The 24,741-nt window shown below is 73.3% G+C and carries 21 protein-coding genes; 10 read left to right on the top strand and 11 right to left on the bottom strand.

Going from position 1 to position 24,741, the window contains the following annotated elements:
• Positions 1-8 precede the first annotated feature (8 nt).
• A complete protein-coding gene (locus ACTWPV_RS23445) occupies positions 9-2,729 on the top strand; it encodes a sugar-binding protein (RefSeq protein WP_443153407.1) in 2,721 nt (906 codons plus the stop codon).
• A 71-nt stretch (positions 2,730-2,800) separates the two neighbouring features.
• Here ACTWPV_RS23445 and ACTWPV_RS23440 read toward each other — a convergent pair whose 3' ends face one another.
• Both ACTWPV_RS23440 and ACTWPV_RS23435 read right to left on the bottom strand, forming a co-directional pair.
• On the bottom strand, positions 2,801-3,607 hold the full coding sequence (locus ACTWPV_RS23440) for a RibD family protein (protein WP_347644430.1): 807 nt from the start codon (positions 3,605-3,607) through the stop codon (positions 2,801-2,803).
• A gap of 96 nt (positions 3,608-3,703) precedes the next feature.
• Positions 3,704-4,432 (bottom strand): Clp protease N-terminal domain-containing protein, encoded by a 729-nt coding sequence (locus tag ACTWPV_RS23435; protein ID WP_443153406.1) that lies wholly within the window; start codon positions 4,430-4,432, stop codon positions 3,704-3,706.
• Between the two features lie 271 nt (positions 4,433-4,703).
• Here ACTWPV_RS23435 and ACTWPV_RS23430 point away from each other — a divergent pair, with 271 nt between their 5' ends.
• Complete coding sequence (locus tag ACTWPV_RS23430; protein ID WP_443153405.1) at positions 4,704-5,141, top strand: TetR family transcriptional regulator C-terminal domain-containing protein; 438 nt, start codon at positions 4,704-4,706, stop codon at positions 5,139-5,141.
• A 117-nt stretch (positions 5,142-5,258) separates the two neighbouring features.
• Here ACTWPV_RS23430 and ACTWPV_RS23425 read toward each other — a convergent pair whose 3' ends face one another.
• Positions 5,259-6,314, bottom strand: a complete 1,056-nt coding sequence (locus ACTWPV_RS23425; RefSeq protein ID WP_443153404.1) for a hypothetical protein — start codon at positions 6,312-6,314, stop codon at positions 5,259-5,261.
• A 277-nt stretch (positions 6,315-6,591) separates the two neighbouring features.
• Here ACTWPV_RS23425 and ACTWPV_RS23420 point away from each other — a divergent pair, with 277 nt between their 5' ends.
• On the top strand, positions 6,592-7,065 hold the full coding sequence (locus ACTWPV_RS23420) for a carboxymuconolactone decarboxylase family protein (protein ID WP_443153403.1): 474 nt from the start codon (positions 6,592-6,594) through the stop codon (positions 7,063-7,065).
• Positions 7,066-7,177: 112 nt separating this feature from the next.
• Here the strand turns inward: ACTWPV_RS23420 and ACTWPV_RS23415 are convergent, their stop codons facing one another.
• Positions 7,178-8,212: a PucR family transcriptional regulator gene (locus tag ACTWPV_RS23415; protein ID WP_443153402.1), complete on the bottom strand. Its 1,035-nt coding sequence runs from the start codon at positions 8,210-8,212 to the stop codon at positions 7,178-7,180.
• Between the two features lie 133 nt (positions 8,213-8,345).
• Positions 8,346-9,530 (bottom strand): RNA-guided endonuclease InsQ/TnpB family protein, encoded by a 1,185-nt coding sequence (locus ACTWPV_RS23410; protein ID WP_443153401.1) that lies wholly within the window; start codon positions 9,528-9,530, stop codon positions 8,346-8,348.
• Positions 9,531-9,710: 180 nt separating this feature from the next.
• On the opposite strand from ACTWPV_RS23410, the gene ACTWPV_RS23405 reads away from it, so the two are divergent.
• From ACTWPV_RS23405 to ACTWPV_RS23395, 3 genes are read left to right on the top strand one after another with little or no spacing between them, the layout of a single operon-like run.
• Positions 9,711-10,610 carry an alpha/beta hydrolase gene (locus ACTWPV_RS23405; RefSeq protein WP_443153400.1) on the top strand — a complete coding sequence of 300 codons (900 nt, stop codon included), beginning with the start codon at positions 9,711-9,713 and terminating at the stop codon, positions 10,608-10,610.
• Positions 10,611-10,621: 11 nt separating this feature from the next.
• Entirely contained in the window at positions 10,622-12,379 is a 1,758-nt protein-coding gene (locus tag ACTWPV_RS23400; RefSeq protein WP_443153399.1) for an ABC transporter ATP-binding protein, read from the top strand.
• Positions 12,379-14,100 (top strand): ABC transporter ATP-binding protein, encoded by a 1,722-nt coding sequence (locus ACTWPV_RS23395; protein ID WP_443153398.1) that lies wholly within the window; start codon positions 12,379-12,381, stop codon positions 14,098-14,100. The genes ACTWPV_RS23400 and ACTWPV_RS23395 overlap by 1 nt, the downstream gene beginning before the upstream one ends.
• A 4-nt stretch (positions 14,101-14,104) precedes the next feature.
• Here the strand turns inward: ACTWPV_RS23395 and ACTWPV_RS23390 are convergent, their stop codons facing one another.
• On the bottom strand, positions 14,105-15,682 hold the full coding sequence (locus ACTWPV_RS23390; protein ID WP_443153397.1) for an alpha/beta fold hydrolase: 1,578 nt from the start codon (positions 15,680-15,682) through the stop codon (positions 14,105-14,107).
• Between the two features lie 252 nt (positions 15,683-15,934).
• On the bottom strand, positions 15,935-16,498 hold the full coding sequence (locus ACTWPV_RS23385; protein ID WP_443153396.1) for a TetR-like C-terminal domain-containing protein: 564 nt from the start codon (positions 16,496-16,498) through the stop codon (positions 15,935-15,937).
• A 182-nt stretch (positions 16,499-16,680) separates the two neighbouring features.
• Between ACTWPV_RS23385 and ACTWPV_RS23380 the strand changes: the two genes are divergently transcribed.
• The gene (locus ACTWPV_RS23380) at positions 16,681-17,847 is read left to right on the top strand and encodes an MFS transporter (protein ID WP_443153395.1); all 1,167 of its coding nucleotides are present in this window, start codon (positions 16,681-16,683) and stop codon (positions 17,845-17,847) included.
• Positions 17,848-17,904: 57 nt separating this feature from the next.
• Positions 17,905-18,705: an alpha/beta fold hydrolase gene (locus tag ACTWPV_RS23375; RefSeq protein WP_443153394.1), complete on the top strand. Its 801-nt coding sequence runs from the start codon at positions 17,905-17,907 to the stop codon at positions 18,703-18,705.
• 199 nt (positions 18,706-18,904) lie between these two features.
• Here ACTWPV_RS23375 and ACTWPV_RS23370 read toward each other — a convergent pair whose 3' ends face one another.
• From ACTWPV_RS23370 to ACTWPV_RS23360, 3 genes are all read right to left on the bottom strand, one after another.
• Positions 18,905-19,477 carry a TetR/AcrR family transcriptional regulator gene (locus tag ACTWPV_RS23370; RefSeq protein ID WP_443153393.1) on the bottom strand — a complete coding sequence of 191 codons (573 nt, stop codon included), beginning with the start codon at positions 19,475-19,477 and terminating at the stop codon, positions 18,905-18,907.
• A 72-nt stretch (positions 19,478-19,549) separates the two neighbouring features.
• Complete coding sequence (locus ACTWPV_RS23365) at positions 19,550-20,077, bottom strand: hypothetical protein (protein WP_443153392.1); 528 nt, start codon at positions 20,075-20,077, stop codon at positions 19,550-19,552.
• On the bottom strand, positions 20,074-20,646 hold the full coding sequence (locus tag ACTWPV_RS23360; protein WP_443153391.1) for a TetR/AcrR family transcriptional regulator: 573 nt from the start codon (positions 20,644-20,646) through the stop codon (positions 20,074-20,076). Before ACTWPV_RS23360 ends, ACTWPV_RS23365 begins: the two co-directional genes overlap by 4 nt.
• Positions 20,647-20,655: 9 nt before the next feature.
• Here ACTWPV_RS23360 and ACTWPV_RS23355 point away from each other — a divergent pair, with 9 nt between their 5' ends.
• Positions 20,656-21,696, top strand: coding sequence for a diacylglycerol/lipid kinase family protein (locus ACTWPV_RS23355; RefSeq protein WP_443153390.1), 1,041 nt, complete (start codon positions 20,656-20,658; stop codon positions 21,694-21,696).
• A gap of 137 nt (positions 21,697-21,833) precedes the next feature.
• Positions 21,834-23,141 carry a family 43 glycosylhydrolase gene (locus ACTWPV_RS23350; protein WP_443153389.1) on the top strand — a complete coding sequence of 436 codons (1,308 nt, stop codon included), beginning with the start codon at positions 21,834-21,836 and terminating at the stop codon, positions 23,139-23,141.
• Here the strand turns inward: ACTWPV_RS23350 and ACTWPV_RS23345 are convergent.
• On the bottom strand, positions 23,123-24,688 hold the full coding sequence (locus ACTWPV_RS23345; protein ID WP_347644456.1) for an AMP-binding protein: 1,566 nt from the start codon (positions 24,686-24,688) through the stop codon (positions 23,123-23,125). The two genes, ACTWPV_RS23350 and ACTWPV_RS23345, sit on opposite strands and share 19 nt — an antisense overlap.
• Between the last annotated feature and the right edge of the window lie 53 nt (positions 24,689-24,741).

Below are 24,741 nucleotides of genomic sequence, written 5' to 3'. Positions count from 1 at the left end.
GAGGTTCCATGCGTCCAACAGCCGTGGGCCGGCTGGCCGTGGCGGCGGCCGTCCTGCTCGCCGTCCTGCCGGCCGCACCGGCCGTCGCCGCCCCGCCCGACTCCCCCGACTCCCCCGCGTCCCCCGCCTCCGCTGTCGACCTCGACGCGCTGTTCGTCGGCGCCCACCCCGACGACGAGGCCTTCAGCCTGTCGACGCTCGGGCAGTGGAACGAGGAGCACGGCGTACGCACCGGCGTCGTCACCGTGACCAGGGGCGAGGGCGGCGGCAACGCGGTCGGGCCCGAGGAGGGCCCGGCGCTCGGCCTGCTGCGCGAGGCCGAGGAGCGCACGGCCGTGGGCAAGGCGGGCGTGCGCGAGGTGTTCAACCTCGACGACGTCGACTTCTACTACACGGTGAGCGCCCCGCTGACGTACCAGGTGTGGGGCGGCGACACGCTGGAGAAGGTCGTCAGGGTCGTCCGCACGACCAGGCCCGAGATCCTGCTGACCATGGACCCGGCCCCCACGCCCGGCAACCACGGCAACCACCAGCTGGCCGCGCGGCTGGCCGTCGAGGCGTTCTACGCGGCGGCCGACCCCGAGGCGTTCCCCGAGCAGATCAGCCGCGAAGGGCTGCGTCCGTTCGCTCCCGCCCGGCTGCTGACCGGCGGCGGGCGTGGCACCTCCAGGAACGGCCCCGAGTGCGCCTCGACGTTCCGGCCGGACAATCCTGCGCAGAACGTGTACGGCGTGTGGAGCGGGCGCGCCTCCGCGGCGCAGGGCGCGACGTGGGCCGCCGTCGAGCGCGACGCCCAGCGTACGTACGCCTCCCAGGGCTGGGCCGGCTTCCCCGACGTCCCGGCCGACCCCGCCCAGCTCGGGTGCGACTTCTTCACCCAGGTGGACGCGCGGGTGCCGTTCCCCGAGCCGGGCACGGACGCGGCGGCGGCGCCCACGGCCATCCTCGACGGCGCGCTGACCAGGGCGAAGGGCGCCGTGCCGCTCGGCACGCTGTTCGCCCTGCGGACCGGCACGTTCGACGTGCGCCCCGGGACCGCGTTCACGGTCGAGGTCACCGCGACCGCTCCCCCGCGCACGCCGCTGGGCCGCTCGTCGGTGGCGCTGCGCGTGCCGGACGGCTGGCGGGTCAGCGGGTCCGGCGACCTCGGCAGGCTCGGTCCCGGCCGCAGTGGCGAGGCGACGTTCACGGTGACGCCTCCCGAGGGCGGCGCGGGAGAGCGGGCCCGCCTCGCGGCCGCGCTGACCACCGAGCGGGGCCGCGGCTACACCGACCGCCAGGTCGAGCTCAGCCCCGCCGTCCGCGGCGAGCAGCAGCCCCTCCCCCAGGTCGCCCAGTTCCGCACGTGGGTGGCCGAGGTGGGCGTGCCGCAGCTGCGCGGCCTCGTCACCCCGGTGCTCACGCTGCCGTCGGGCGGCTCCCGGCAGGTCGGCGTCGTGGTCACGAACCTGAGCCAGGCCACCCGGTCGGGCACCGTACGCCTGGACCTCCCCGACGGCTTCACCGCCGATCGGGCCGAGGCCGCCTTCGACGACCTGGCGGCGGGCAGGTCGGCGACCGTGCCGTTCACCGTCACCAACGCCGACCCGTCGCTGAAGACCTCCAACGAGGGCGGCGACTACGCCTACACCATCACCACCAGCACCGGCGAGGACGGCTCAAGCACGAGCAGGCCGGCGCTCGAACTCGTGCCCGCGGCCACCGTCCCGCAGGCCGGTTCCGCGCCCGCCGTCGACGGCGCCGAGGGCGACGGCGAGTACTCCGGCGCCGCCCTCGACGTCTCCCGCCGCTGGGAGGGCGACGCCTGCTCGTCGGCCGCCGACTGCTCGGGCACGGCCAAGGTCGCCTGGCACGACGACACGCTGTACCTGCTGGTCCACGTGAAGGACGACGTGCTCGGCACGCGGCTCCCCGTGTCCGACTGCAAGCGGCACTGGCGCACCGACTCCGTGGAGGTCACGCTGGATCCGCGCGGCGCGTCCGAGAACACCTCCACGACGTTCAAGGCCGCGGTGCTGCCGGTGACCACGGAGGGCCCGCCGTGTTTCCTGCGGGACGCCGACCACCACCAGGGGCCGGGCGAGGAGGCCGCTCCGGGCATGCGGGTGGCCTCGGCCGTGTCCGAAGGGGAGTACACGGTGGAGATGTCCATCCCGATGGAGGTGCTGCCCGCCGCCGTCGATCCGGAGCACCTCGGGCTCAACGTCCTGGTGTACGACTCCGACACCCAGGACAAGACCGGCCAGACCCGGATCGGCTGGTCGACGTGGGGCGGGGTGCAGGGCGACCCGTACCGGTGGGGCGTCGCGACGCTGCCCGGGTACGAGCCGCCGGCGGACCGGCCGACCACCCCGGCCGACCCGGTGATCCCCGACACGGCCCTGTCCAGCCTGGACTCGCCGCAGTCGCTGGAGCAGGCGGTCCGCGTGGACGTGCCGCCGGCCGGCGGCCCCGCGGCCAGGCCGTCGCAGAGCGGCGCGGCCGTCGCCGCGAAGCGCGGTGAGGGTGCGGTGAAGGTGCGGCTGCGGGCCGGCGCGGGGGGCGAGGCGCACCTGTTCGTCCGCGACGGCCAGGGCACGGCGGGCAGCCGCGTCGTCACCGTGCCCCGCAAGGGGACATCGACGGTGACGGTCACGCTGGACCGGGCGCTGGGCGCCGGTCCGAAGGTCGTGGCCGGGTGGGAGGCCACCGGCGGCGGGACGGCCGTCTCGCAGGTCGCCGTGCGCTGACGTAAGCGAGGGACGGGCGCGTTCCCGCCCGGACGGGAACGCGCTCGGGCGGGACGCGCGGAAACTCGTGCTCAGGGGGTGGCGCCGGTCTCGCGGACGACCTCGTAGCGCAGCCAGAGCATCCCGTCGCCTCCGACCTGGGCGAAGAGCAACCGCAGCCGGGTGGGAAGCTCTCCGTCCGCGAGTTGGGGGCCGTCGAAGAGCGCCGGTGTGCCGTGACCGCCGATGGCGGCGGGGATGACGAGCAGCTGGATCTCGTCGATGAGACCGGCCCGGAGCAGCGCGCCGTTGAGCCCGCCCCCGGCCGTCGAGACGACGCAGGTGACCGCCAGCTTGTCGCGCATGCGCCGCAGGGCCGCGGCGAGGTCGACGCGTTCCCCGCCGGCGACCAGGTAGGGGATCCGCTCCCGGCGCAGATGGGCCAGATAGGCCGCGGGCGTGGCGCGGGCCACCAGCACCAGCAGGTCGTATCCGCCGTTTCGCTTCATCGACCACCCCACCCGGCCCCGGCTGTCGACGACCGTGAACCACTTCTCGTGCCCTGGCCGCTCGACGACCTCCTCGGGCAGGAAGTCCGTGAACAGCGTGTCCACCGGCTCATCGAACTCTTCGGGCAATCCGGTCAGCGGCCCGGTGGAGCCGGTGACGAGCGACCCGCTCCCTTCCAGGACCGCCTGGGGCTGGTGCAGACCGGCCAGCAGCGCCGAACGCGCGTCCTCGGCCGCCTGCGCCCCCTCCGGCTGCATGGACTGCCACATCCGGGCGGCATCGGCCTCCATCAGCAGGCGATCGCTGCCGAGCGTCACTCGCCCGTCGACCGACGTCGACACGGAGACCACGACGCGCGGCCGGGCGGCCGGCCCGGGTTCCTGCTCCATGACTGCACGCTCCTCATGCCGGGGATCTGGCGGTGGTCTCGTTTCTATCGATGGCCACCGACAGTTACGCGGGCCCCGTTCCGCCCCGGCGGGAGCTCAGTCCCTGGCCTGCCTGATCTCCCTGATCGCCCGCATGATCTCGCGCTCGGCCGGTTCCTTGGTCACGCCCATGTCCGCCAGCGCCCGCACCACGGGCCCGTCCTCCAGCGACAGGATGCCGAGCAGGATGTGCTCGGTGCCCACATAGTCGTGGCCCAGCCGCAGCCCCTCACGCAACGTCAGGTCCAGAGCCTTCCTGCCCTGCGCGGAGAACGGCGTGATCATCTGCCGGGGGCCGCCCTCGCCCGGCCCGAGCGCGGCCGTGACGGCGTCCTCGACGGAGCCGGGTGACGCGCCGAGCGCCACCATGGTCGCGACCGCAAGCGCCTCCGGCTCGCGCAGCAGCCCGAGCACCAGGTGGCCGGGCTCGATGTGGCCGTGGCCCGCCGCCCGCGCCTCCTCCTGCGCCTTCACGACGACGCTGCGGGCCCGATCGGTGAAGCGGGCGTAGGCGCGTATGTCGGCCGCCAGGTCGGGGCCGCCGTCCTTGGGCACGAACCGCTTCTGCGCGGCCTGCTTGGTGACGCCCATGCTGCGCCCGATGTCGGTCCAGGAGGCGCCGGAGTGCCTGGCCTGGTCGACGAAGTGGCCGATCAGATGGTCGGCCACTTCGCCGATGTACTCGCCCAGGGCCACCGCGTCCGACAGCTCGCCCAGGGGGTCGCCGTCGGGGTGGCGGGTCTTGATCGCGGTGATCAGGTCGTGGAGACGTACCGTACTGTCCATGCCGTCAACCATAGGTTGACGATCGCTTGCCGTCAACCCTCGGTTGACGGTTTGGGCCGCCGGCGCCGGCGACGCCGAGGGCTCGACGACGAGCCCCGCGTGCTGCGGACGGGGTTCGCCGTTTCCAGCTTGACGCTCACCGTGCAGCCGAACCGGCGCCCCAGCGCGTCGCGCTCGTACAGCGGCGTGTCCAAAAATCGCGGGTCGATCACCTGGCGAGCCGCTCCGATCCGGTCAAGGCCGCACGTCGATCCTCCACTTCAAGGACGACATGCTGCTGTTCACGCTGGAGCACCACGGCCGTCGCCTGGTCGAGAGGCTCTCGGCGCGCGCCGCCGGTGCGCCGCAGCCCTCCGCGCCCCGCCGCGTGCTGCGCGCGATCGCGATCGAGCTGCTTCCGCTGGACGAGGAGCGTGCCGTCGAGGCGAGGATCGCCGCCGCCTTCACGCTCCGCGCCGCGGCCGACCCGGAGCTCGCGCAGGTCTTCCGCCGGCAGTACGCGCTGCTGCACACCCTGGTGGCCGACCAGTTCGGCCGGGCCGGCGTGCCGGACGCCGACGCCGACGCCGACGCCCGGGAACTGCTCTGCCTCATCGAGGGCCTGCGCACCCAGCGGCTGCTCGGCGAGATCGACGACGGCACGATCGTGGCCATGGTCGAACGGGTCCTCGACCGGCTCGGCCCGGCGCATCCGGTGCGGCCGGCCTGACCGACCGCTACGCGCTGGTCGACCACCCGCCCACGCTGGGCTCGGGCGCACGGACGTTCGAGGGTCTGCGCTGCTGACGCGGTTCCGCCCCGCCAGCGGGATACACCACGGAAGGCCTCATCGCCGCCCACGACGATCGCCGCTGACCTCCTCCTCGGAGCCGGGCAGGCGGAAGCCCGCACAGAGGCCTTCGAGGCCGATGCCGCTGATCAGCAGGCGTTCCTTGGCGTTGCCGAGCAGGCCGGCGGTCCAGGTGACCGATCCGCCGTCGCTGAGGCCGACGTCGTCGCCGGCCGGAGTGGTGGCGCGGATCCCGAAGCAGACGCCGCTGTAGTAGCCGCGGCCCGCAGCGCGGTCGTCGTCGAAGCCGAACGCGGCGCCGGGATGCGCCTGCGCGAGCCGGTCCAGGACGTTCTCGCACAGCGCCCGGCGGTGGCGCCCGCCGGTCAGGTCGGTGACGGACACGCGCACCTTCGTGGCCTCGTAACCGAGGGCGCGGGCCTGGTGCAGGATGTCCAGGTGGACGCCGATCTGCTCGGCCAGGGCGGCTGTCTCGAAGGCGAACGAGCCCTCGTCGCGACCGGCGGTGCACAGGCCCAGCAGCGAGAAGTGCGCCGCCATGCCCGGCCCGTCGAAGGCCTGGGCGCGCACCACGCGGTGAACGGCCCCCAGCCGGACCCGCCGGCGTGAGCGCGGATCGGCCCCGAGCAGATCCCGGCGACGTACCGCGCACTCCAGAGCCAGCACGTTGGTGACGTCCGCGACGACCTCCGTGGTACGGACCGTGGTGACGACCTTGTTCTGGTCCGCGGTAGCCACCGACGAGACGGTGCCCAGCGGGCACAGCGGCGACAACGCCACCGCGGTGAAGGCATGCTTGCCAAGTCGTTCGAGCACCAGAGCCTCCAGGCGTGCCAGCTCACCGGCGTCCAGCGCCGACGGCCGGGTGAACCGGTTGTCCTCATAGGCCTTCAGCAGGCGCGCGGGCGTCACCGCGGCGGCACGCCGGCGGGAGACCTCGAGCAGCAGCGTCTGCAGATCGGTGGGTGACAACCGCTCGGCCAGCACCTCCAGCGCCTCGGGAACGGCTCCCTCGCGCAGGATCCGGCCGAGCCACCGCTCACGCGTCCGCGCCGCCGACCGATCTTCACCAAGGTCGAACACATCACTCATCGAAATATCGTGGCGAATTTCCGGACGCCCCGCAGCGGGTTTCCGGCCGTCCGGACTTCAGGGAGATCGGCGTTTCGCGGTGGGCCGGTGGATCAGGTGGCGCGGTGCTGCCTCCGCGGGCCCGCGCCTGCCACCGTGTCCGAGCATGTACGCGGCGCACCGGAGCAGTGAGCCCGGATCCGCGCGAGCCGTGTGGCCCATGTCACATCCGTTCCTGTCACACATCGCCGGGCAGGCCCGTCAGTAAGACGACCAGCAACGACGACAAGGAGCCACCATGGATGCTCGTCTGAACGTTTTCGGCAGCCAGCTCGCGGCCAAGGCGATGAAGCACTTCGTCGCGGTGAGCAAGGTGGTCGCGGACTCGAGCCTGCCGGCGGCGACGCGGGAACTGGTGCAGCTGCGCGCCAGCCAGATCAACGGCTGCGCCTTCTGCATCGACATGCACACCAAGGACGCCGCGCACGCCGGGGAGAGCTCGGTGCGGCTCAACCTGGTCGCGGCCTGGCGGGAGGCGACGGTGTACACCGAGGCCGAGCGAGCCGCCCTGGAGCTGGCGGAGGAGGGCACCCGCCTCGCGGACGCGGCTGGCGGCGTCTCCGACGAGGTCTGGGCGAACGCCGCCAAGCACTATGACGAGGAGCAGCTCACCGCCCTGGTGACGCTCATCGCCACCATCAACGCCTTCAACCGCCTGAACGTCATCACCCAGCAGCCTGCCGGCGACTACCAGCCCGGCCAGTTCGGGTAAGGGGAAGGCCCGGGTCCGCCGGCGCCGGAAGGCTGGCGGATCCTGGCATTCGGCGGCACGTCCCAGGGGTGGCTGCCCGCCGCCCGTGCGAGGGCCGCACGGCGGGCGTCGCTCACGCGTCGAGGAGCCGCCATGCGGTGAGGGCGATTCTGGCGCGGGTCAGCCCGGCCGGTTCCGTGAGGTCGATGGCCAGGGCCTTGCCGATCTGTTCGAGCCGGCGGGCGATGCTGCTGTGGTGCAGGTGGAGGAGGTCGGCGGCCTGGCGCAGGGAGCCGGTGGCGCAGTAGGCGTCCAGGGTCTCCAGATCCTCCGGGGTGCCGGCCATGCGGGCGATCGCGGCCACGTCGGCGTTGCCGCGCGCGACGTCCGGGGGGATCTCGGCCAGGAGGGCCAGCGCGCCCAGGTCGTCGTAGTGGATGACCGGCCGACGCGGGGTGGAGTAGCGCAGCGCGGTGCGGGCCTGCTGCCAGGACGTGCAGGGGCTCGCCGCGGCGCCGATGCCCGCCTGCACGTCCGCGGGGAACCGGCTCTGGTCGACGGTGGTGGCCAGGATGACGCCCACGCCGCCGAGCGGCGCCGCCTTGACCGGGCGCGACGGGCAGATCAGGCCGCCGACCTGGTCGAGCGGGAGCTGCGAGCGTACGGCGGCGACGCGGACGGGCAGGTCGGCGGCGAATCCCAGCAGGCGCAGCGCCCGCGCTCTGGCGGCCTCCTCGCTGCCGGGGCTGATCGCGAGTTCGACGAGGGCGGGGTCGGCCATGGTGGTGCTGGCGGGGCCGTACCTCTCGACGACGGCCGCGGCGGCGATGGCGAGCCGGTCGAGCAGGAGTTCGTCGAGCAGGACGGGAGGGGCGGCGCGTTCCAGCCAGACCGTGCCGATCTCCTCGTCATCGAGGGTGATCGGCGCCGTGGTGGACGCGGGGGACGGCGGGTCCGCCGCCTGCCCGCCGTCGGGCGAGTAGCGGATGACGCGTCCCGGGCCGTGGAGCCGTATCCCGGTCACGCACCCGGCCAGGTTGGCCGACGCCCGGGCGAGCGCGGGGAGATCCACCCGGCGGCGCATCAGCGTGTCGTAGAACATGACGACCCGGATCGCGCCACCGGCTTCCGTGTCGAGGTGCGACAACCGTACGGCCAGTGCCTCCATGCCCGGAAGGGTACGCGACGATCGGCGCGCGACCCAGTGGCGATCGGCGACGGTTGGCGGATGATGGCGCGGGGCGGCCGCGGCCAGGATGAGCTGTGTGACTCCTCCGCTTCCTGAAGGGAGCGGCTTCTCGCTAAGCCGCTTGCGCAGCCTGGCGAAGGGCAAGCCCTGCCCTCACGATGTTGACCGCCGCGTTCACGTCGGCGTGCGCGGCATGCCCGCACGCCGTGCAGGCGAACGCGGCCTGGGTGACGCGGTTTTCCTTCGCGCTGTGCCCGCAGCGGGCGCAGGTGCGGGAGGTGGCGGCGGGGTTCACCGCGATCAGCTTGCGACCGGCGCTTTCAGCCTTGTGCGCGAGGATCGTCAGGAACACCCCCCAGCCAGCGTCCAGGATCGACCGGTTGAGGCCGGACTTGGCCGCGACATTCCGGCCGGGAGCTTCGCTCGTGCCGGACGCCGAGCGGGTCATGTTCGCGATCCGCAGCTCCTCGTGCACGATCACGTCATAGGTGCGGACCAGGGCGAGCGCGGCCTTGTGCGCGCCGTCCAGACGTTGCCTGCGCACCTTGGCGTGCAACGTGGCCACGCGGGCCACCACCTTACGCCGCCGCTTGGAGCCCCGCTTCTTGCGGGCCAGAACCCGCTGCGCGGCGGCCAGCCGGTCAGCGGAGGCGGCCAGGGGGCGGGGGTTGCTCAGATGCTGTCCGTCGGAGGTGGTGACGAGGGACGCCACGCCCATGTCGATCCCGGCGACCGCGCCGGTGGCGGGCAGCGGTCCGGCGGGCACGTCGTCGCACGACAGCACCACGAACCAGCGCGAGCCCTCGCGCTTGACGCTGACCGTCTTCACCTGGCCGCGCACGGGCCGGTGCCGGTGGACGCGCACATGCCCGACACCCTGCAGCCGCACGTAGGTCGTGGTGGGGTGGCCGGGCTGGGAGTCCCACCGGCAGCCGTCGCCGTCCTTCGGCCATTCGACGGTGTCGAACCGGCCGCGCCCTTTGAAACGCGGGAAGCCCGGCGTGCGACCCTCGCGGACCCGCTTGAAGAACGCGGCGAACGCCTTGTCGAGCCGTCGGAGGGTGGCCTGCTGGGAGGAGAACGACCAGCACGCCTGCCCGTCTGCATCATCGGCGCGGATGTGTTTCAGCTCGGCCGACTGCTCGCCGTAGCGGACGCTCACGCCCGCCTTGGCGTAGGCGGTGCGGCGGTGCTCCAAGGCGGCGTTGTAGAGCGTGCGGTGGTCTTCCAGGCACGCTGCCAGCGCTGCCGCCTGCCGGGCGGTGGGGCGCAGCAGGAATTTGAACGACCTGCGCACACCCCACCTCCCGTCACGTTCGGTAACGACAACGCCACGATATCGGCTGGCGCCGACAAAACCAGAAAGGACATCCGCGATGCGCAGATGTGACAGGTCAGGGCATGCTCGGGGCTTGACGGCCCTCCCGCTCCCGATTCCCCCGTCGCCTCAAGGCGACGGTCCCCTCGGGAGGATCTGATGGATCCCGAACTGGAAGCCTTCATCCCGCTGTTCCCCCAGTCGGATCTTCGTGATCCGACCGCCGAGCGGAAGGACTTCGCCGCCCTGGCCGCCGCGGTGGCGCCGCCGGACACCTCGGACCTGGAGATCGAGGACCACATGGTCCCCGCCGAGCCCGACGTGCCGGTGCGCGTCTACCGTCCCCGGCAGGCGGCGCAGGGCGCCGTCGTGTGGCTGCACGGCGGCGGCTGGGTCATGGGCGACCTGGAGACCGAGCATCCCTGGGCGGCCCGGCTCGCCAACGTCTCCGGCACGGTGGTGATCTCGGTCGGCTACCGCCTGGCCCCCGAACACCCCTTCCCCGCCGCCCTGGACGACGCCTACGCCGTGCTCCGCTGGACGGCCGAGCACGCCACCAGCCTCGGACTGGACCCTGCCCGCATCGCCGTCGGCGGCCACAGCGCCGGCGCCGGACTGGCCGCCGGCCTGACCCTGCGGGCCCGCGACGAGCACGGCCCGTCCATCCGCTTCCAGCTGCTCAACCAGCCCGGCCTCGACGACCGCCAGGAAACCTGGTCCGCCCGCGCCTTCACCGACACCCCCTGGATGACCCGCGACAAGGTCACCGCCGCCTGGCGCCACTACCTCGGCGACGCCCCCGCCACCCCCTACGCCGCCCCTGCCCGCGCCGGCGACCTGACCGGCCTGCCCCCCGCCTACATCGCCACCGCCGAACTGTGCCCCAACCGCGACGAGGACATCGCCTACGCCGCCCGCCTGCTCCAGGCAGGCGTATCGGTCGAACTCCACCAGTGGCCCGGCACCTTCCACGGCTCACAGGCCATCCTGTCCGCCGAGGTCTCCCAGCGCCAGATCGCCGAACTCGGCGCCGCACTCCGCCGCGGACTGGCCGGGTGACGCCGCCGCCCATGGCACGGCTGCTGCGCCCCTACGGATGGGGGCTCGCAGCTGTCGTCCTGTCGCAGGCGATCGGCTCCCTCGCGGGCCTGGCGCCGCTGCTCGCGGTCGTCGAGCTGGGCCGTGCCCTGCTGTCGCCGGGCCCCGCCGACCACGGCCATGTCTGGTTCGTGATGATCGCGGGCGCGGCCGGCCTGCTCGTCCGGCTGCTGTTCACGGCCGCTTCGTCGGGGATCGGGCACGTCATCGACGGCCAGGTGCAGCTGACGTTCCGCCGGCAGCTGGCGGAGCGGCTGGGGCGCGTACCGATGGGCTGGTTCTCGAGGCGCGGGACCGGAGAGCTGGCCAAGGTGGTGGGCGAGGACGTGAGCGCCGTGCACCCGTTCATCGCCCACTCCCCCGGCGAGCTGGTCTCCGCCTTCGTGGTGCCGCTGGTGTCGCTGGTCTACCTGGCCTCCGTCGACTGGCGGCTGACGCTGATCACGCTGATCCCGGTGGCCATGGCGGTGTCGCTGGTCCCGCTGATGATGCTGCCCGCCCGGCTGCGCGAGCAGGAGGAGTTCGACGCGGCCATGGGGCGGATCGCGAGTTCCGCCGTCGAGCTGGTCCAGGGGATCGCGGTGGTCAAGACGTTCGGCGGATCCGGACGCGCCCACCGCACGTTCCTCGAGGCCGCCGACGATTTCGTCAGCGTCTTCTTCCGGTGGGTGCGCAGCATGTCCCTGATCGCGGCGGGCATGCAGCTGGCGCTGTCGCCGCCGTTCGTGCTGCTGGTCGTGCTGATCGGCGGGGCGGCCCTGATCACGTCCGGCGGCATGGCCCCGGCCGACCTGCTGCCCTTCCTGCTGCTCGGACTGGGCCTGACCGCGCCCGTGGCGGCCCTCGGTCACGGCTTCGACGACCTGCAGGCCGCCCGGCGGGCGGTCGGCCGGATCAAGGACGTGCTCGAGGTGCCCTCGCTGCCGGAGCCTGACGACCCGGTCGCGCCGCAGGGGCACCGGGTGGAGTTGCGTGACGTCCGGTTCGGTTACGACGAGGGTCACGAGGTGCTGCGCGGGATCGACCTGGTGCTCGAACCGGGGACGGTCACCGCGGTCGTCGGGCCGTCGGGAAGCGGGAAGTCCACGCTCGTCCAGCTGCTGCCGCGGTTCTTCGACCCGGACCACGGCTCGGTCCTCCTCGGCGGCGTCGATCTGCGCGAGCTCGGCAGCCGGGAGCTCTACCGGAGGGTCTCCTTCGTCTTCCAGGACGTGCGCCTGCTGCGCGCCTCGGTCGCCGACAACATCGCCCTCGCGGTGCCGCACGCCGACCGCGACGACGTGGTCCGCGTCGCCCGGCTGGCCGGCATCCACGATCGCGTCCTGGAGCTGCCGCGGGGGTACGACACCGTGCTCGGGGACGACGCGCGGCTGTCGGGCGGCGAGGCGCAGCGCATCTCGATCGCCCGCGCGCTGCTGGCCGACGCGCCCGTTCTGGTGCTCGACGAGGCGACCGCGTTCGCCGACCCGCAGACCGAGCAGGCGGTACGCCGGGCCCTGGCGACGCTGGAGGGCGATCGGACGATCCTGGTCATCGCCCACCGCCTGGAGACGGTCGCCGACGCCGACACCGTCGTGATGCTGGAGAACGGCTCGATCGTCGAACGCGGCAGCCCCGCCGAACTCCTGGCACGGAACGGAAGGTTCGCCGCGTTCTGGCGATCCCACCGGTCGGCGGTCGCCGGCACGAGCGGCACCCCCGGCGACGTACGACAAGGAGATGAGCCCTGATGATCCGCATGCTGCTGCGCGTGCTCGGACACGAGTTCGCCGGGCCGATGCGCCGCACCATGGCCCTCATGACGATCACCGCGACGGCCGAGGGCCTGTCCTACGCGCTGCTGGTTCCCGTGCTGCGGGCGCTGCTCGGGGACACGCCCGCAGACGCCTGGCCGTGGCTGGCCGCGTTCGGGGCCGCGGTCGCCGGCTACGCCGTGCTGCGCTACACCAGCGACCTGTCCGGCATGCGGGTCGGGACCACGATGTTGCGCGGCCTGTACCACCGCCTCGGCGAGCATCTGGCCCGCCTGCCCATCGGCTGGTACACCGCCGGCCGGGTCGGCGAGGTGTCCCTCATGGCGGGTCGCGGGCTGCTGGCGGCGATGAGCGTGGCGGCGCATCTGCTGGCGCCGTTCATCTCCGCCGTGGTGACTCCGCTGGCCATCGTCGCCGTGATGCTCGTCCTCGACTGGCGCATGGGGGTGGCCGCGCTGGCCTCCGTGCCCGTCGTGGCGGCCATCCAGGTCTGGACGGCCCGCTCGATGGCCGCCACCGACGACGAGCGCCACGAGCGCGACCACGAGGCGGCCGGGCGGGTCATCGAGTATGTCCAGGCCCAGCCGGTGCTGCGGGCCGGCGGCCGGACCGTGGAGCGCTTCGCGCTGCTCGACGACTCGCTGCGGGGAGTCCAGCGCGCGTCCCGGCGTAGCGTGCTGGCCACGCTGCCCGGCATGGTGGGGTTGACGCTCGTCGTGCAGGCGATCTTCACCGTGCTGCTGGTCCTGGGCGCCTACCTCGTGCTCGGCGGGTCCATCGGCGCGGCGGAGGTGCTGACGATCCTGGTGCTGGCCGCCCGCTGCGCCGACCCGCTGCTGTCGCTGTCGGACATCGGCGGCCGGCTGCGCGGCGCCCGGTCCGAGCTGGACAGGCTCGACAGGGTGTTGAGCGCCGAGCCGCTGCCGGAGCCCGCCGACCCGGTCGAACCGGCGGGCCATGGCCTGGAGCTCGCGTCCGTCACCTTCCGGCACGGCGCTCGTACGGTGTTCGACGACGTGTCGTTGTCCGTGCCGCAGGGACAGCGGCTCGCCGTCGTCGGACCGTCGGGCGCGGGCAAGAGCACCCTGCTGCAGTTGCTCGCGCGCTTCGACGACGTGGACGCGGGCGCGGTGCGCGTGGGAGGGGTGGACGTGCGCTCGATCGACACGGAGGTGCTGATGGCGCGGATCGCCATCGTCTTCCAGGACGTCTACCTCTTCGACGGCACGATCGAGGAGAACGTACGTCTCGGCCGTCCCGGCGCCGGCGAGGCGGAGGTGCGGGCGGCGGCGGCCGCGGCGCGGCTGGACGAGGTGATCGAGCGGCTGCCCGGCGGATGGGCGGCCAACGTCGGCGAGGGCGGCGCGCTGCTGTCGGGCGGCGAGCGCCAGCGGGTCTCGATCGCGCGGGCGCTGCTGAAGGACGCGCCCATCGTGCTGCTGGACGAGGTGACCTCCGCGCTGGACCCGGAGAACGAGGCGGCCGTCCACGAGGGGATCGAGCGCCTCATGGCGGGCCGGACGGTGGTGATGGTGGCGCACCGCATGCGGACCGTCCGGCGTGCCGATCGTGTCGTCTTCGTGGACGGCGGCCGGATCGTCGAGGAAGGAGGTCACGACGAGCTGCTGCGCCGCGGCGGGCGCTACGCCGGGTACTGGGAGATCTCCACGACGGCGGGTTGCCCCGCGACCAGGTAGATCGTCAGGGTGGCGCGCCAGGTGAACGCCGCTCGGTCCGGTCGACGTTCTTCGGGGTCACCCGTGACCGGCCGGTCATGGACAGGCCCGCGTTGGCGGCGGCGGCCCCCTGGGCGGGGTGGGTGAGCTGCGGGTGGTGCCCCGCCCCCTTGACGATGGTGACCGGGACGTCGAGGGCGTCGCCCACGAGCGGGTCGTGTTCGCCGGCGACGACGCGTACGGGCACCGGGCAGGTGGCCGCCAGAGCGCGCAGTTCGGCCCGCTCGGCCGGCCGCTGCGCTCCTGCCAGCCGGCGCGCGGTGCGCCGCGCGACGCCAGGACGCCGCACCTGCGCGGCCGCGCTCTCCAGCGCCGGCCCGGCGGTGGCGCCGGGGCCGAGCAGCGCCCTGGCGAGCCGCGCGGCTGAGGCCGCGCGCAGGAAGGGGCCGGCGAGCACCCCGGTGCGCAGGTGCCATGGCGGGCGGCGCTGGAGGAAGTAGGGCGAGACGAGCACGAGACCGGCGAGCCGTTCGGGATGGGCGTGCGCGTAGCGCCGCGCGGGCGCGGCGCCCGCCGAATGTGCCACGAGGACCGGCCGGGTCCGTACGGGAGCCAGGAGCGCGGCGAGCCAGGCGGCCGGACCGGCGGCGGCCGCGGCCAGCGCGCCGGCCGACGAGGTGTCGTAGCGGTCCTCCGACAGGAAGTCCAGCGTCTCGGGCTCGGCTCCGGTCAGCGCGCGGGGCAGGCGGCGGGCGAGTCCGGCCGGCAGGAGCACGCGCGGTCCGCGCAGCCCGAGGTGCCGTGCCAGCGGCGCCATCAGCTCGGGCAGCTCGGGGGTGTCGTCGTCGAGGACCCAGTGCGCGCGGAAGGGCCCCCGATCGTGCTCGGGGACGGCGGCCAGGAAGCGGGCCAGGTGGTCGGCGGTGACCACGGGCACGTACGTGTGCCGCGAGCCGGGCAGCGCCAGGAGCCGTCCCGACCACAGGCGCTCCACCAGTCCGGCCAGGCCGAGGTACTGGTCGGACTCGCCGGTGGCCGAGTGGCCGATCACGGTGGCGGGATTGACCACCGTCAGGGGGATGCCCCGTTCCGCCGCCGCCCTCCGCACCGCGGCGTCGCCCTCGCGCTTCGAGGCCTCGTACGCGCCCAGGCGCCGGTAGAGCCCGGCCAGGTCGTGCTCGGAGGGCGGCTCGCCCGCCCCCACTCGGTATCCGGAGATGTGGACCAGGCGCCGCAGGCGCGGGCGGGCGGCGGCCCAGCGCAGGACGTTCACGGCGCCGTCGACGTTGACCCGCCGGGCCTCGTCGCGGCCTAGGCCGAAGCGGTACACGCCGGCGGTGTTGAAGACGTCCCGTACGGAGTCCAGCCGGGCCTCGTCCTGCGGCGCGAGCGCGAGACCCGGCCGGGTGACGTCGGCCGCGACGACGGTGAGCCGCTGGTCGCTCACGTCGTGGGCGCGCAACCAGGCCCGCAGATCGGCGGCGCGGGCGGGGCCGCCGCGGACGGTCACGGCGACGGGCCGCCCCGCCGAGAGCAGTTCCGCCGCCAGCCACCGGCCCACGAAGCCCGTCGCCCCGGTGACCAGAGTGTCCGGTTGGTCCATGGTGAAGCCCTTCTCTAGACCGATCTACATATTCTGAGAGGCCGCGACGTTGACGCGGGACGCACCGCTGTCACCAGGTCAGCCATGGGGGGTGGTGCCGTCGCTGACACCAGACCCTCACTCAGCACGCATCGATGACACAGGAACCGGGCGGCGGCCAAGGGCGCACCGGGGTTCGCGCGCCACCAGGTCGGGGCGACGAACCAGGTGTGCGCATGTTCGCCCGGTCGGGGGAACGCGGTGTGGGTGTCGTCAGTCCGGCAGCAGGTGTGACACCAGGGTGCGTGCCCATTCGGGAGTAGGGGCCTGGTCGGTGAAGACGGCGCGGTAGTAGAGGGGGGCGAGCAGGGCGTCCGTGGCGCGTTCGATGGGCGGGGTCTCGTTACCCCGGGCCTGTTCCCGTTCGAGCATGGCTTCGAGCTGCCGCTGGCGTTCCGCGCGGCACGCGCTGGCGTTCTCACCGCCCGTGCCGACGATGGCTCGTACCAGGGTGAGGGTGTCCGGGTCGCTGAGGTCCTTGGCGAGGTCGGAGGCGAAGCGTTCGAGGTCCTCGCGCAGGCTTCCGGTGTCCGGCACCACGATATCTCCGGAGAAGCTGCTGGTCGCGACGTCGGCGAGCAGGTCTCCGACGGAGCCCCAGCGGCGGTAGACCGTGGTGGCGTGCACGCCTGCGCGGGCGGCTATCACCGGGATCGTGAGTTCGCCGGCCTCGTCGCCGAGCACTTCGCGGACGGCCTGGTGGACGGCGGCGCGGACCCGGGCAGAGCGGCCGCCGGGCCGGCTCTCGGCGCGAGATGAGGAAGGCGCAGGACGCATGTAACCAGTATCGCACTGATCACTGCTTTTTAATCGCAATGATCACTGCGTTTGTGTTACCTTGAAGCCACTAACGCAACGATCACTGCGAGATGTATATGTCTGTTGAGCCTTCTGACCTCCCCGCACCGCTCGTCGGCGGTCCGCACTGCCGCGTGCCGCGGAAGGGGGCCTTCTCTTCCGTGGCCGCCGTCCTCGTCCTCTTTCTGGCCGCGTCCAGCGCCCCGTCCCCGATCTATGTCATCTACCAGCAGCAGTGGCAGTTCACGGCGTGGGTTCTGACGGTCGTCTTCGCCCTGTACGTGTTCGGCCTGCTCGGCTCGTTGCTCGTCGTCGGAGCGCTGTCCGACCATCTCGGCCGCCGGCCGGTGCTCGCCGCGGCGATCGCACTGGAGGTGATCGCGCTCGTCCTGTTCCTGGTCGCAGGGAACGTACTCGTCCTGTCGGCCGCTCGGGTGTTGCAGGGCATCGCGACCGGGGCGGCGACGACGACGCTGAGCGCCACGCTGGTCGATCTCGAGCCGTCCCGAGGGCGGGCGGGCGTCGTCACCTCGGTGGCTCCCCTGACCGGGCTCGCTGCCGGTGCTCTCGGCAGTGGCGCGCTGGTGGAGTTCGGCCCCGCCCCGACCCGGCTGGTCTACGCGCTGCTGCTCGGCGGGATGCTGCTGGCGGCGGTGGTCGTCGCCCTCGTCCCGGAGACGTCGCCGCGCCGGCCGGGAGCCGTCGCCTCCCTGCGACCCCGGGTCGCGATGCCCGCGCACCTACGCGCCGACATCGTCCCAGTGGTGCCGGCGATGATCGCCACCTGGGCCCTGGCCGGGATGTACCTCTCGCTCGGCCCGTCCGTCGCGGCCGAGTCGCTGGGGCTGCACAACCACCTGATCGGCGGCGTCGTCGTGACGCTCCTGGCCGGAACCGGAGCACTCGCGGTCTTCCTGCTCCGCTCCCGGCCCGCCTCCTGGCTGCTGGCTCCCTCGTCCGCGATGCTCGGGCTGGGCACCCTGATCTCGCTCGGTGGGGTCGCGCAGGGCCTCGCCTGGCTCGCCGCCGCCGGCACCGTCGTCGCGGGTCTCGGCTTCGGCGCGTCGGTGCTGGCGACGTTCGGCACTTTCGCCCGGATCGCCAGGCCGCACGAGCGCAGCGCGGTCTTCGCCCTGGCGAACACCATCAACTACCTGGGCAACAGCGTGCCCGCCGTACTCGGCGGAATCGCCGTCACCGCCCTGGGACTGAGGACCGCCACCATGATCTACGCGTTGGCCATCGCGGTGATCACGTTCTCCGCCTTCGCCCTGCGACTGAACCAGCTACGGGCCGAGCGCCGCACCGTCATGGCCGCGTGCGGCTGAGAGCCCGCGCCCGCCCTGCTCCACCAGCACATGCGTAACAAGTGACAAGGAGACATCGTGACGGAGACAAGCAGGAGCAAGAAGCACCTGGGGGTCCGGCGAGCGGACCACACGACCATCCGGTACACGGCCAGCGGTCCGGTCGGAGGACCGACCCTGGCTCTCATCCACGGCTGGGCGTGCGACCGCGGCGACTTCGACGCGGTGACCGACCATCTGCCCAAGAACCACCGTGTCCTCGCGATCGACCTCGCCGAGCACGGCGAGTCGCGGTCGACGCGGAAGCTATGGACGATGGAGGAGTTCGCCCGCGACGTGGCGGCCGTGCTGGAGGCCGAGTCGGTGGACAAGGCGGTCGTGGCCGGGCACTCCCTCGGTGGGGCGGTCGCTGTCGAGGTCGGCCGGCTGCTTCCCGATACGGTCTCGCGGGTGGTGGCGCTCGACGCGCTGCACTATCTGTCCCTGTTCCCGGCGATGAGCGAAGAGCAGGTCGAAGCGATGCTGCGCCTGTTCCAGGAGGACTTCGCCGCCGGGGTGCGGGGCCTCGTCGAGGGAGGCTCGCCGGCGGGGACCGATCCGGCTCTCAAGGAAACGTACTTCGAGAAGATGGTCGCCGTACGGCAGCCCGCGGGGCTGCGTTCCCTCGAAGGGCTCATGCGCTGGGACATGGACGCGGCGCTGCGCGAGACGAAGCAGCCGATCACCGTGTTCGCGATCCGTGACCTGGTGACGCAGGAAGCGATCGACCGCTACGGGGACCGGCTCGACATCGTTCTCATCGAGCTGGGCAGCCACCACTTCCCGGTGGAGGCGCCCGAGGGCACGGCGAGGCTTCTGGCCGATGTGGGAACCGACTGATGAGACCCCGACTCATTCGGCCAGTCGGCGGTAACACATGAGGGCTGCAGCGATCGCCACGAAGGACGCGCAGTGATCAGCCCGGCGCTCGTAGCGCCGGTGTGAACGGCGGCAGCCGCGAACGAACTGACCATCAATGATCAAATGAGTCGGTCCAAGGCGGTGACCGAGCCGGTGACCGAGGCCGTGAGCGCCGCGCTCAGGCGCCGAGCAGGACCGCCACCACCCGTCGCGCCCGCTCGACGGGCACCAGGCTGCGCCGGGCGCGGGCCAGGACGAGTGCCCCCTCGATCAGGGCGAGCAGGGAACCGGCCAGGTCCTCGGCCTCCGCAGGAGGGCGTCCGTCGGCGACCAGGCGGTCGGCCAGCGCCCGCTCCCAGCCGTCGTAGGCGTCGGCGCAGACCTGCTGGAGCGCGTCGTGGGTGGCCGCCACCTCCAGGGCGACCGTGGCGATCGGGCAGCCCTTCGCATAGCCGGCCGCCTCCATCCGGCCGGCCAGCGCGTCCAGCACGGCGTCGATGAGCGCACCGGTGCCGGCGGCCTCGTCCGCCAGGCTCCTGATGAGGGCGTCGACCTCCCGGCCGGACGCGGCGACGGCCTCGGCCGCCAGCTGCTCCTTGCCGCCGGGGAAGTGGTGGTAGAGCGAGCCCCTGGGCGCCCGGCCTGCGTCGATCACCTCGTTGAGGCCCGTGCCGTAGTAGCCCCGCTCCTCGACCAGCGTGCGCGCGGCGTCGATCAGCCGCGCCCGCGTCTGCTCTCCTTTGACAGCCATGAAGGAAGAGTAGACCGATCTACATATTCTGTCCATCCGGTGTGACGACGGGCTGGCGCGCCGCGGCGGGCGTCACGCCGGCTTCCGGGAGCTCTCCATGGCGCCGGGCTGCAGGTAGGAGAGCAGGAGCTTGATCAGGAGCACCGGCGTGAACCAGGCGACGGCCTGCGGGACGGTGACGAGCGTGAGGCCCAGCACGGCGATCGCGAAGGCCGCCGGGTGGCGCACGCCCGGCGGCGCGAACTGCAGGACGGCGGCCCCTCCCCATGCGATCAGATAGATCGCCAGGGCGGCGCCCCAGGTGAACCCCGGGACGAGCCACGCCATGAGGAAGGGTTGGACATGGATGCCGACGAAGATCAGGTGATGCCTGGCCGTCCGGCCGGGGGCGTGGTATTTGCGCTTGGCCGCCGCCGTGGCGTTGACGACGGCTCCGCCGTACAGGTCGAGAGCGATGATCGTGACGACCACGACCGCCGGCCAGGACCAGTGCGCGTCCAAGGCCCGGTGGAGCGCGAGCGCCGCGCCGGCCACGGCTGCGCCGTAGCAGAGGAGCCGGTCGACGCCGGTCGCTATCAGGACGTCGTCGATCCGGCTCATCGCAGGCTCCGCACGCAGATCTGGACGATCGGCCCGGCCAGCTCGCCCAGGTCGAGCTCGGGGTCGGCGAGGCACTGCACCAGGCAGCCCTCGACCGCGCCGACGATGACGGCGGCGGCGTGATCGGGGTCGAGACCGGGGCGGATCGCGGCCCGGCGCAGCAGGCCGGCGACCGTCGTGCGGTAGTCGCGGTAGAGGCCCGCCATGTCCAGGCCCGCCATGTCCAAGGGGGCGTTCCACACGTCGAGCTGGACGCGGGCCAGGTCGGCATCGGCGACCAGCATCGTCAGCGTGGCGCCGATCAGCTCCTCCAGCCGGTCGAGCGGGTCGGCGCCGGCGTCGGCATGGGCCAGCAGCGCGGCGACCCGGGCGGCGTGCGCTTCGAACGCGGCCTTCAGCAGCTCGTCGCGACTGTCGAAGTACAGGTAGACGCTGCCCTTCGCGATGCCCGCCTCAGCGGCGACGTCGTCGATGCGGGTGGCCGCGAAGCCCTTGCGGGCGAACATCCGGACCGCGGCGGCCAGGATCTGCTCCCGCCGCTCGGCCTTGTCGACTCTCTTGGGGGTCATGCCACAATAATGACTGACTGGTCAGTCATTATCAAGCGGGCGGTGCGCGCGCGGCGGACGGGCCCGGCCCGCGAAAGCACGCGCGGCGCGCCGGGTTTCGCCGGGCCTGCCGGGGGAACCGGGGCGGACCAGGGCGACGGAGAGGCGGGCGAGATGGCGCGCAGGCTGATGGCGATCGGCAATCCGGCGGCGGGCGGCGACGACGACGAGACGCGGCAGGCGGTGCTGCGCACGCTGGAGAGCGAGGCCGACGTCGTGGCTCCCGTCGTGGCGGCGCCCGGAGACGTCGACCGCGTCCTGGCCCGGCACCCCGGCCGCGACCCCGTGGTGCTGGGCGGCGACGGGACCCTGCACGCGGTGCTGGCGGCCCTCTTCGCCCGCGGCGAGCTCGCCGACCGGCCGGTGGGGCTGGTCCCGATGGGCACCGGCAACGACCTGGCGCGCTCGCTGGGCGTCCCGCTGGACCCGGAGAAGGCCGCGCTGCTGGTGCTGCGCGGCACCGAGCGGCCGCTCGACCTGCTGGTCGACGACGAGGGCGGGATCGTGATGAACGCCGTGCACGTCGGCGTGGGCGCGCTGGCCTCGCAGCAGGCGGCCCCGCTCAAGCCGGTGCTGCGCCGGGCCGCCTACTCCGCGGGCGCGCTGCTCGCGGGGATCCGCAGCCGGGGCTGGCGCCTGCGGGTGCGCGCCGACGGTGTCGTCGTCGCGTCCGGCCGCCGGCGCGTGCTCATGGTGGGCGTCGGCAACGGCGCCACGATCGGCGGCGGCACCCCGCTGGCGCCGGACGCGTGCCCGGACGACGGGCTGGCCGACGTCGTCGTCTCCTTCGCCGTCTCCCCCTGGGCACGGCTCGCGTACGGGCTGCGGATGCGGCGCGGCGAGCACCTCGAGCGCGGCGACGTCGTCACCGTGAAAGCGAGCTCGGTCGTCATCGAGGGCGTGCCCGTGCCGGCCAACGCCGACGGGGAACTGCTGCCGGCCGCGCCCGTCCGGTCCTGGACGGTACGCCCCGGAGCGTGGCGGCTCATCGCACCGGACGATGGCGCTTGACCTGAGGTGCGGCCGGCCAGTCACCCCGGACCGTGACCCTTGACTCCTGTGAGAGCATCGGTCAGGAACGCGTGATGATCGCTCGCCGGCCGTCTCGACGCGGACGCCCGCCGGCGCGCGGTGGATGGGAGGATCCCATGTCCTTGCCCGGCCGGCTCCTGCTGGTGTTACCCCTCATGGCGACGTTCGCGGCAGGCGGGGGTGCGGCCGGCGCGGCGTCCGCCGCCATCCCGCCGCCGTCGATCATCGAGGCCGACTTCCCCGACCCCGATGTCATCCAGGCCGGATACACCTTCTACGCCTACTCGACCAGCAGCCGGGCCGGCCGCATCCAGGTGGCCGGCGCGCCGTCGCCGACCGGGCCGTGGACCGTGCGCGGTGACGCGCTGCCCGACAAGCCGTCCTGGGCGGGCGACGGCGGTTTCTGGGCGCCCGACGTGACCCGGCGCGCGGACGGGCAGTACCTCATGTACTTCACCGGCCCGAGCACCGCGACCAATCGCATGTGCATCGGCGCCGCGCTGTCGCCCACCCCGCTCGGCCCGTTCCGCCCCGTCGGCGACGGCCCGCTCGTCTGCGACCCCGCCGAGGGCGGCGACATCGACCCGTCGAGCTTCGTCGACACCGACGGCACGCGCTACCTGCTGTACAAGAACGACGGCAACGCCGTGGGCAAGCCCGCCGTCATCTGGCTGCAGCAGGTGGCGGCCGACGGCGTCACCTTCATCGGGGCCAGGAGGGAGCTCATCCGCAACGACCGCCCGGAGGAGGCCGGCGTGATCGAGGCGCCGGTGCTCGTCAAACGCCCGTCCCGGTACGTGCTGTTCTACTCGGGCGGCTCCTACACGGGCAACTCCTACTTCACGAGCTACGCCACCGCCCCCTCGCTCACCGGCCCCTACACCAAGGCGTACCGGCCGCTCATGACGACCGGCACCTTCGACGGCGCGGTGCAGGGCCCGGGAGGCACCGACGTGCTGGGCGATCGCGTCTTCTTCCACGGCTGGGTCGGCAACGCGCGCTGGATGTACACCGCGGACCTGGGCTGGGCCGGCGACCTTCCCGTCGTGCGCGGCAGCCGTGTCCGCTACGAGGCCGAGCGCGGCACGGTCAACCACGCGGAGGTCCGCACCGGCGCGGCCGGCGCGTCGCAGGGCGCCGTGGTGGCGAAGCTGGACCACGCCGACAGCTGGGTCGACATCAGGGTGTTCGCGCCGGTGGGCGGCGACTACACCGCGAACGTGGCGTACGCCGCCGGATACGGCGACGCCCAGCACGCCCTGACCGTGAACGGGTCGGCGCGGGCGACCGTGAACTATCCCGACCGCGGCTGGGACAACTGGACGCAGGTCAGGGCGACGGTCACCCTGGTCGCGGGGTGGAACACGTTGCGCCTGCAATATCTGACGCGGTGGGCGGAGCTCGATTACGTCGAGCTCGCCTGACCGGGCCCGCCGGCCGCGCGTTCCCTGAGCACGGCCTTCTGGATCTTGCCGGTCGAGGTCTTGGGCAGGTCGCAGAAGGCCACCTCCCGGGGCGCCTTGAAGTGGGCGAGGCGCCCCCTGACGTGCTCGACCAGCTCGCCCTCGGTGACGCTCGCGCCGGCGGCCAGGCTGACGTACGCGACCGGCACCTCGCCCCAGTGCGGGTCGGGCCGCGCGACGACCGCGGCCTCCTGCACGGCCGGATGGCTCACCAGGGCGTTCTCCACCTCGACGGAGGCGATGTTCTCGCCGCCTGAGATGATCACGTCCTTGGCGCGGTCGACGACCTGCACGTAGCCGTCGGGGTGGCTCACCGCCAGGTCGCCCGTACGGAACCAGCCGTCGGGCGCGGCCCTGCCGGTGGCGGCAGGGTCCCGGTGGTAGCCCACCATGACGTCGTTGCCGCGCATCGCGATCTCGCCGACGGTGGCGGCGTCGGCTGGCACGTCGTCGCCGTGCGCGTCGACGACCCGGACGCGCTGGGCGACCACGTTGCCCACGCCCTGCCGAGCGGTCAGCGCCGCCCGCTCGGCGGCGTCCAGGTCCGCCCATTCCGGCTGCGGCTGGCAGATGGCCGCGGGCCCGTACGTCTCGGTGAGCCCGTACAGGTGGATGACGTCGATGCCCGCTTCCAGGGCGCGCCCGAGCAGCGCGGGGCTCGGTGGCGCGCCGCCCACGCAGGCGAGCAGGCGCGGGTCGAGGGGGCCGGCAGGCGCGTCCTGGTGGGCCAGCAGCGACGTGAGCACGGTCGGGGCGCCGCACAGGTGGGTGACGCGGTGCTCGCGGATCAGGCGCCAGGCCTGGCCCGGCTCCACCTTGGGCAGGCAGACGTGCCGGCCGCCGGCCAGGGTGACCGCCCAGGGGAAGCACCACCCGTGGCAGTGGAACATGGGCAGCGTCCACAGGTAGCCGCTGGCCGCGTCGAGCCTGGCGTGCAGCGCCATCGCCATCGCCTGGAGGTAGGCGCCCCTGTGGTGGTAGACGACCCCTTTCGGCCGGCCCGTGGTCCCGCTCGTGTAGTTGATCGACAGCGGTGCCAGCTCGTCCTCCACCGGGATCAGGAGCGGCTCGGCGCCGGCCCGCAACGCGTCGTACGCGGCGGGCGGCAGGAGCAGCGGTCGCGCCGCGCTCGCGCCGGCCGCCGCCCGCGCCGTGGAGGCGAGGCCGTCGTCGTGCAGGAGCACCGACACCTCGGCGTGGTCGAGGATGTAGGCCAGCTCGCCGGGCGACAGGCGGATGTTCATCGGCACCAGGACGGCGCCGGCCGCCGGCACCGCGAAGGTCGCCTCCAGCGGCATGTGGCCGTTGGCGGCGAGCACGGCCACCCGGTCGCCGGGGCGCACCCCCGCCCCGGCCAGGCCGCCGGCGACCTGCCGTACCCGCTGCCACAGTTCGGCGTAGGTGAGCGTCAGCGCGCCGTCGAGCACCGCCGGGCGCCGCGCGAACACGGTCGCCGACCGTTCGAGGAAGCTCGTCGGAGTCAGCGGCTCGAACGACAGACCGGACATCCGTCCCTCCTGCCTGGGCTGTGCGAAGGGGGTGCTTGATCGATCGTCGCACG

The sequence above is a fragment of the Nonomuraea sp. KM88 genome (assembly GCF_052245635.1).
Classification (GTDB): Bacteria; Actinomycetota; Actinomycetes; order Streptosporangiales; family Streptosporangiaceae; genus Nonomuraea.
Note: the sequence above shows the minus strand (reverse complement) of the source record. Positions and strands in the feature narration are given on the sequence as shown.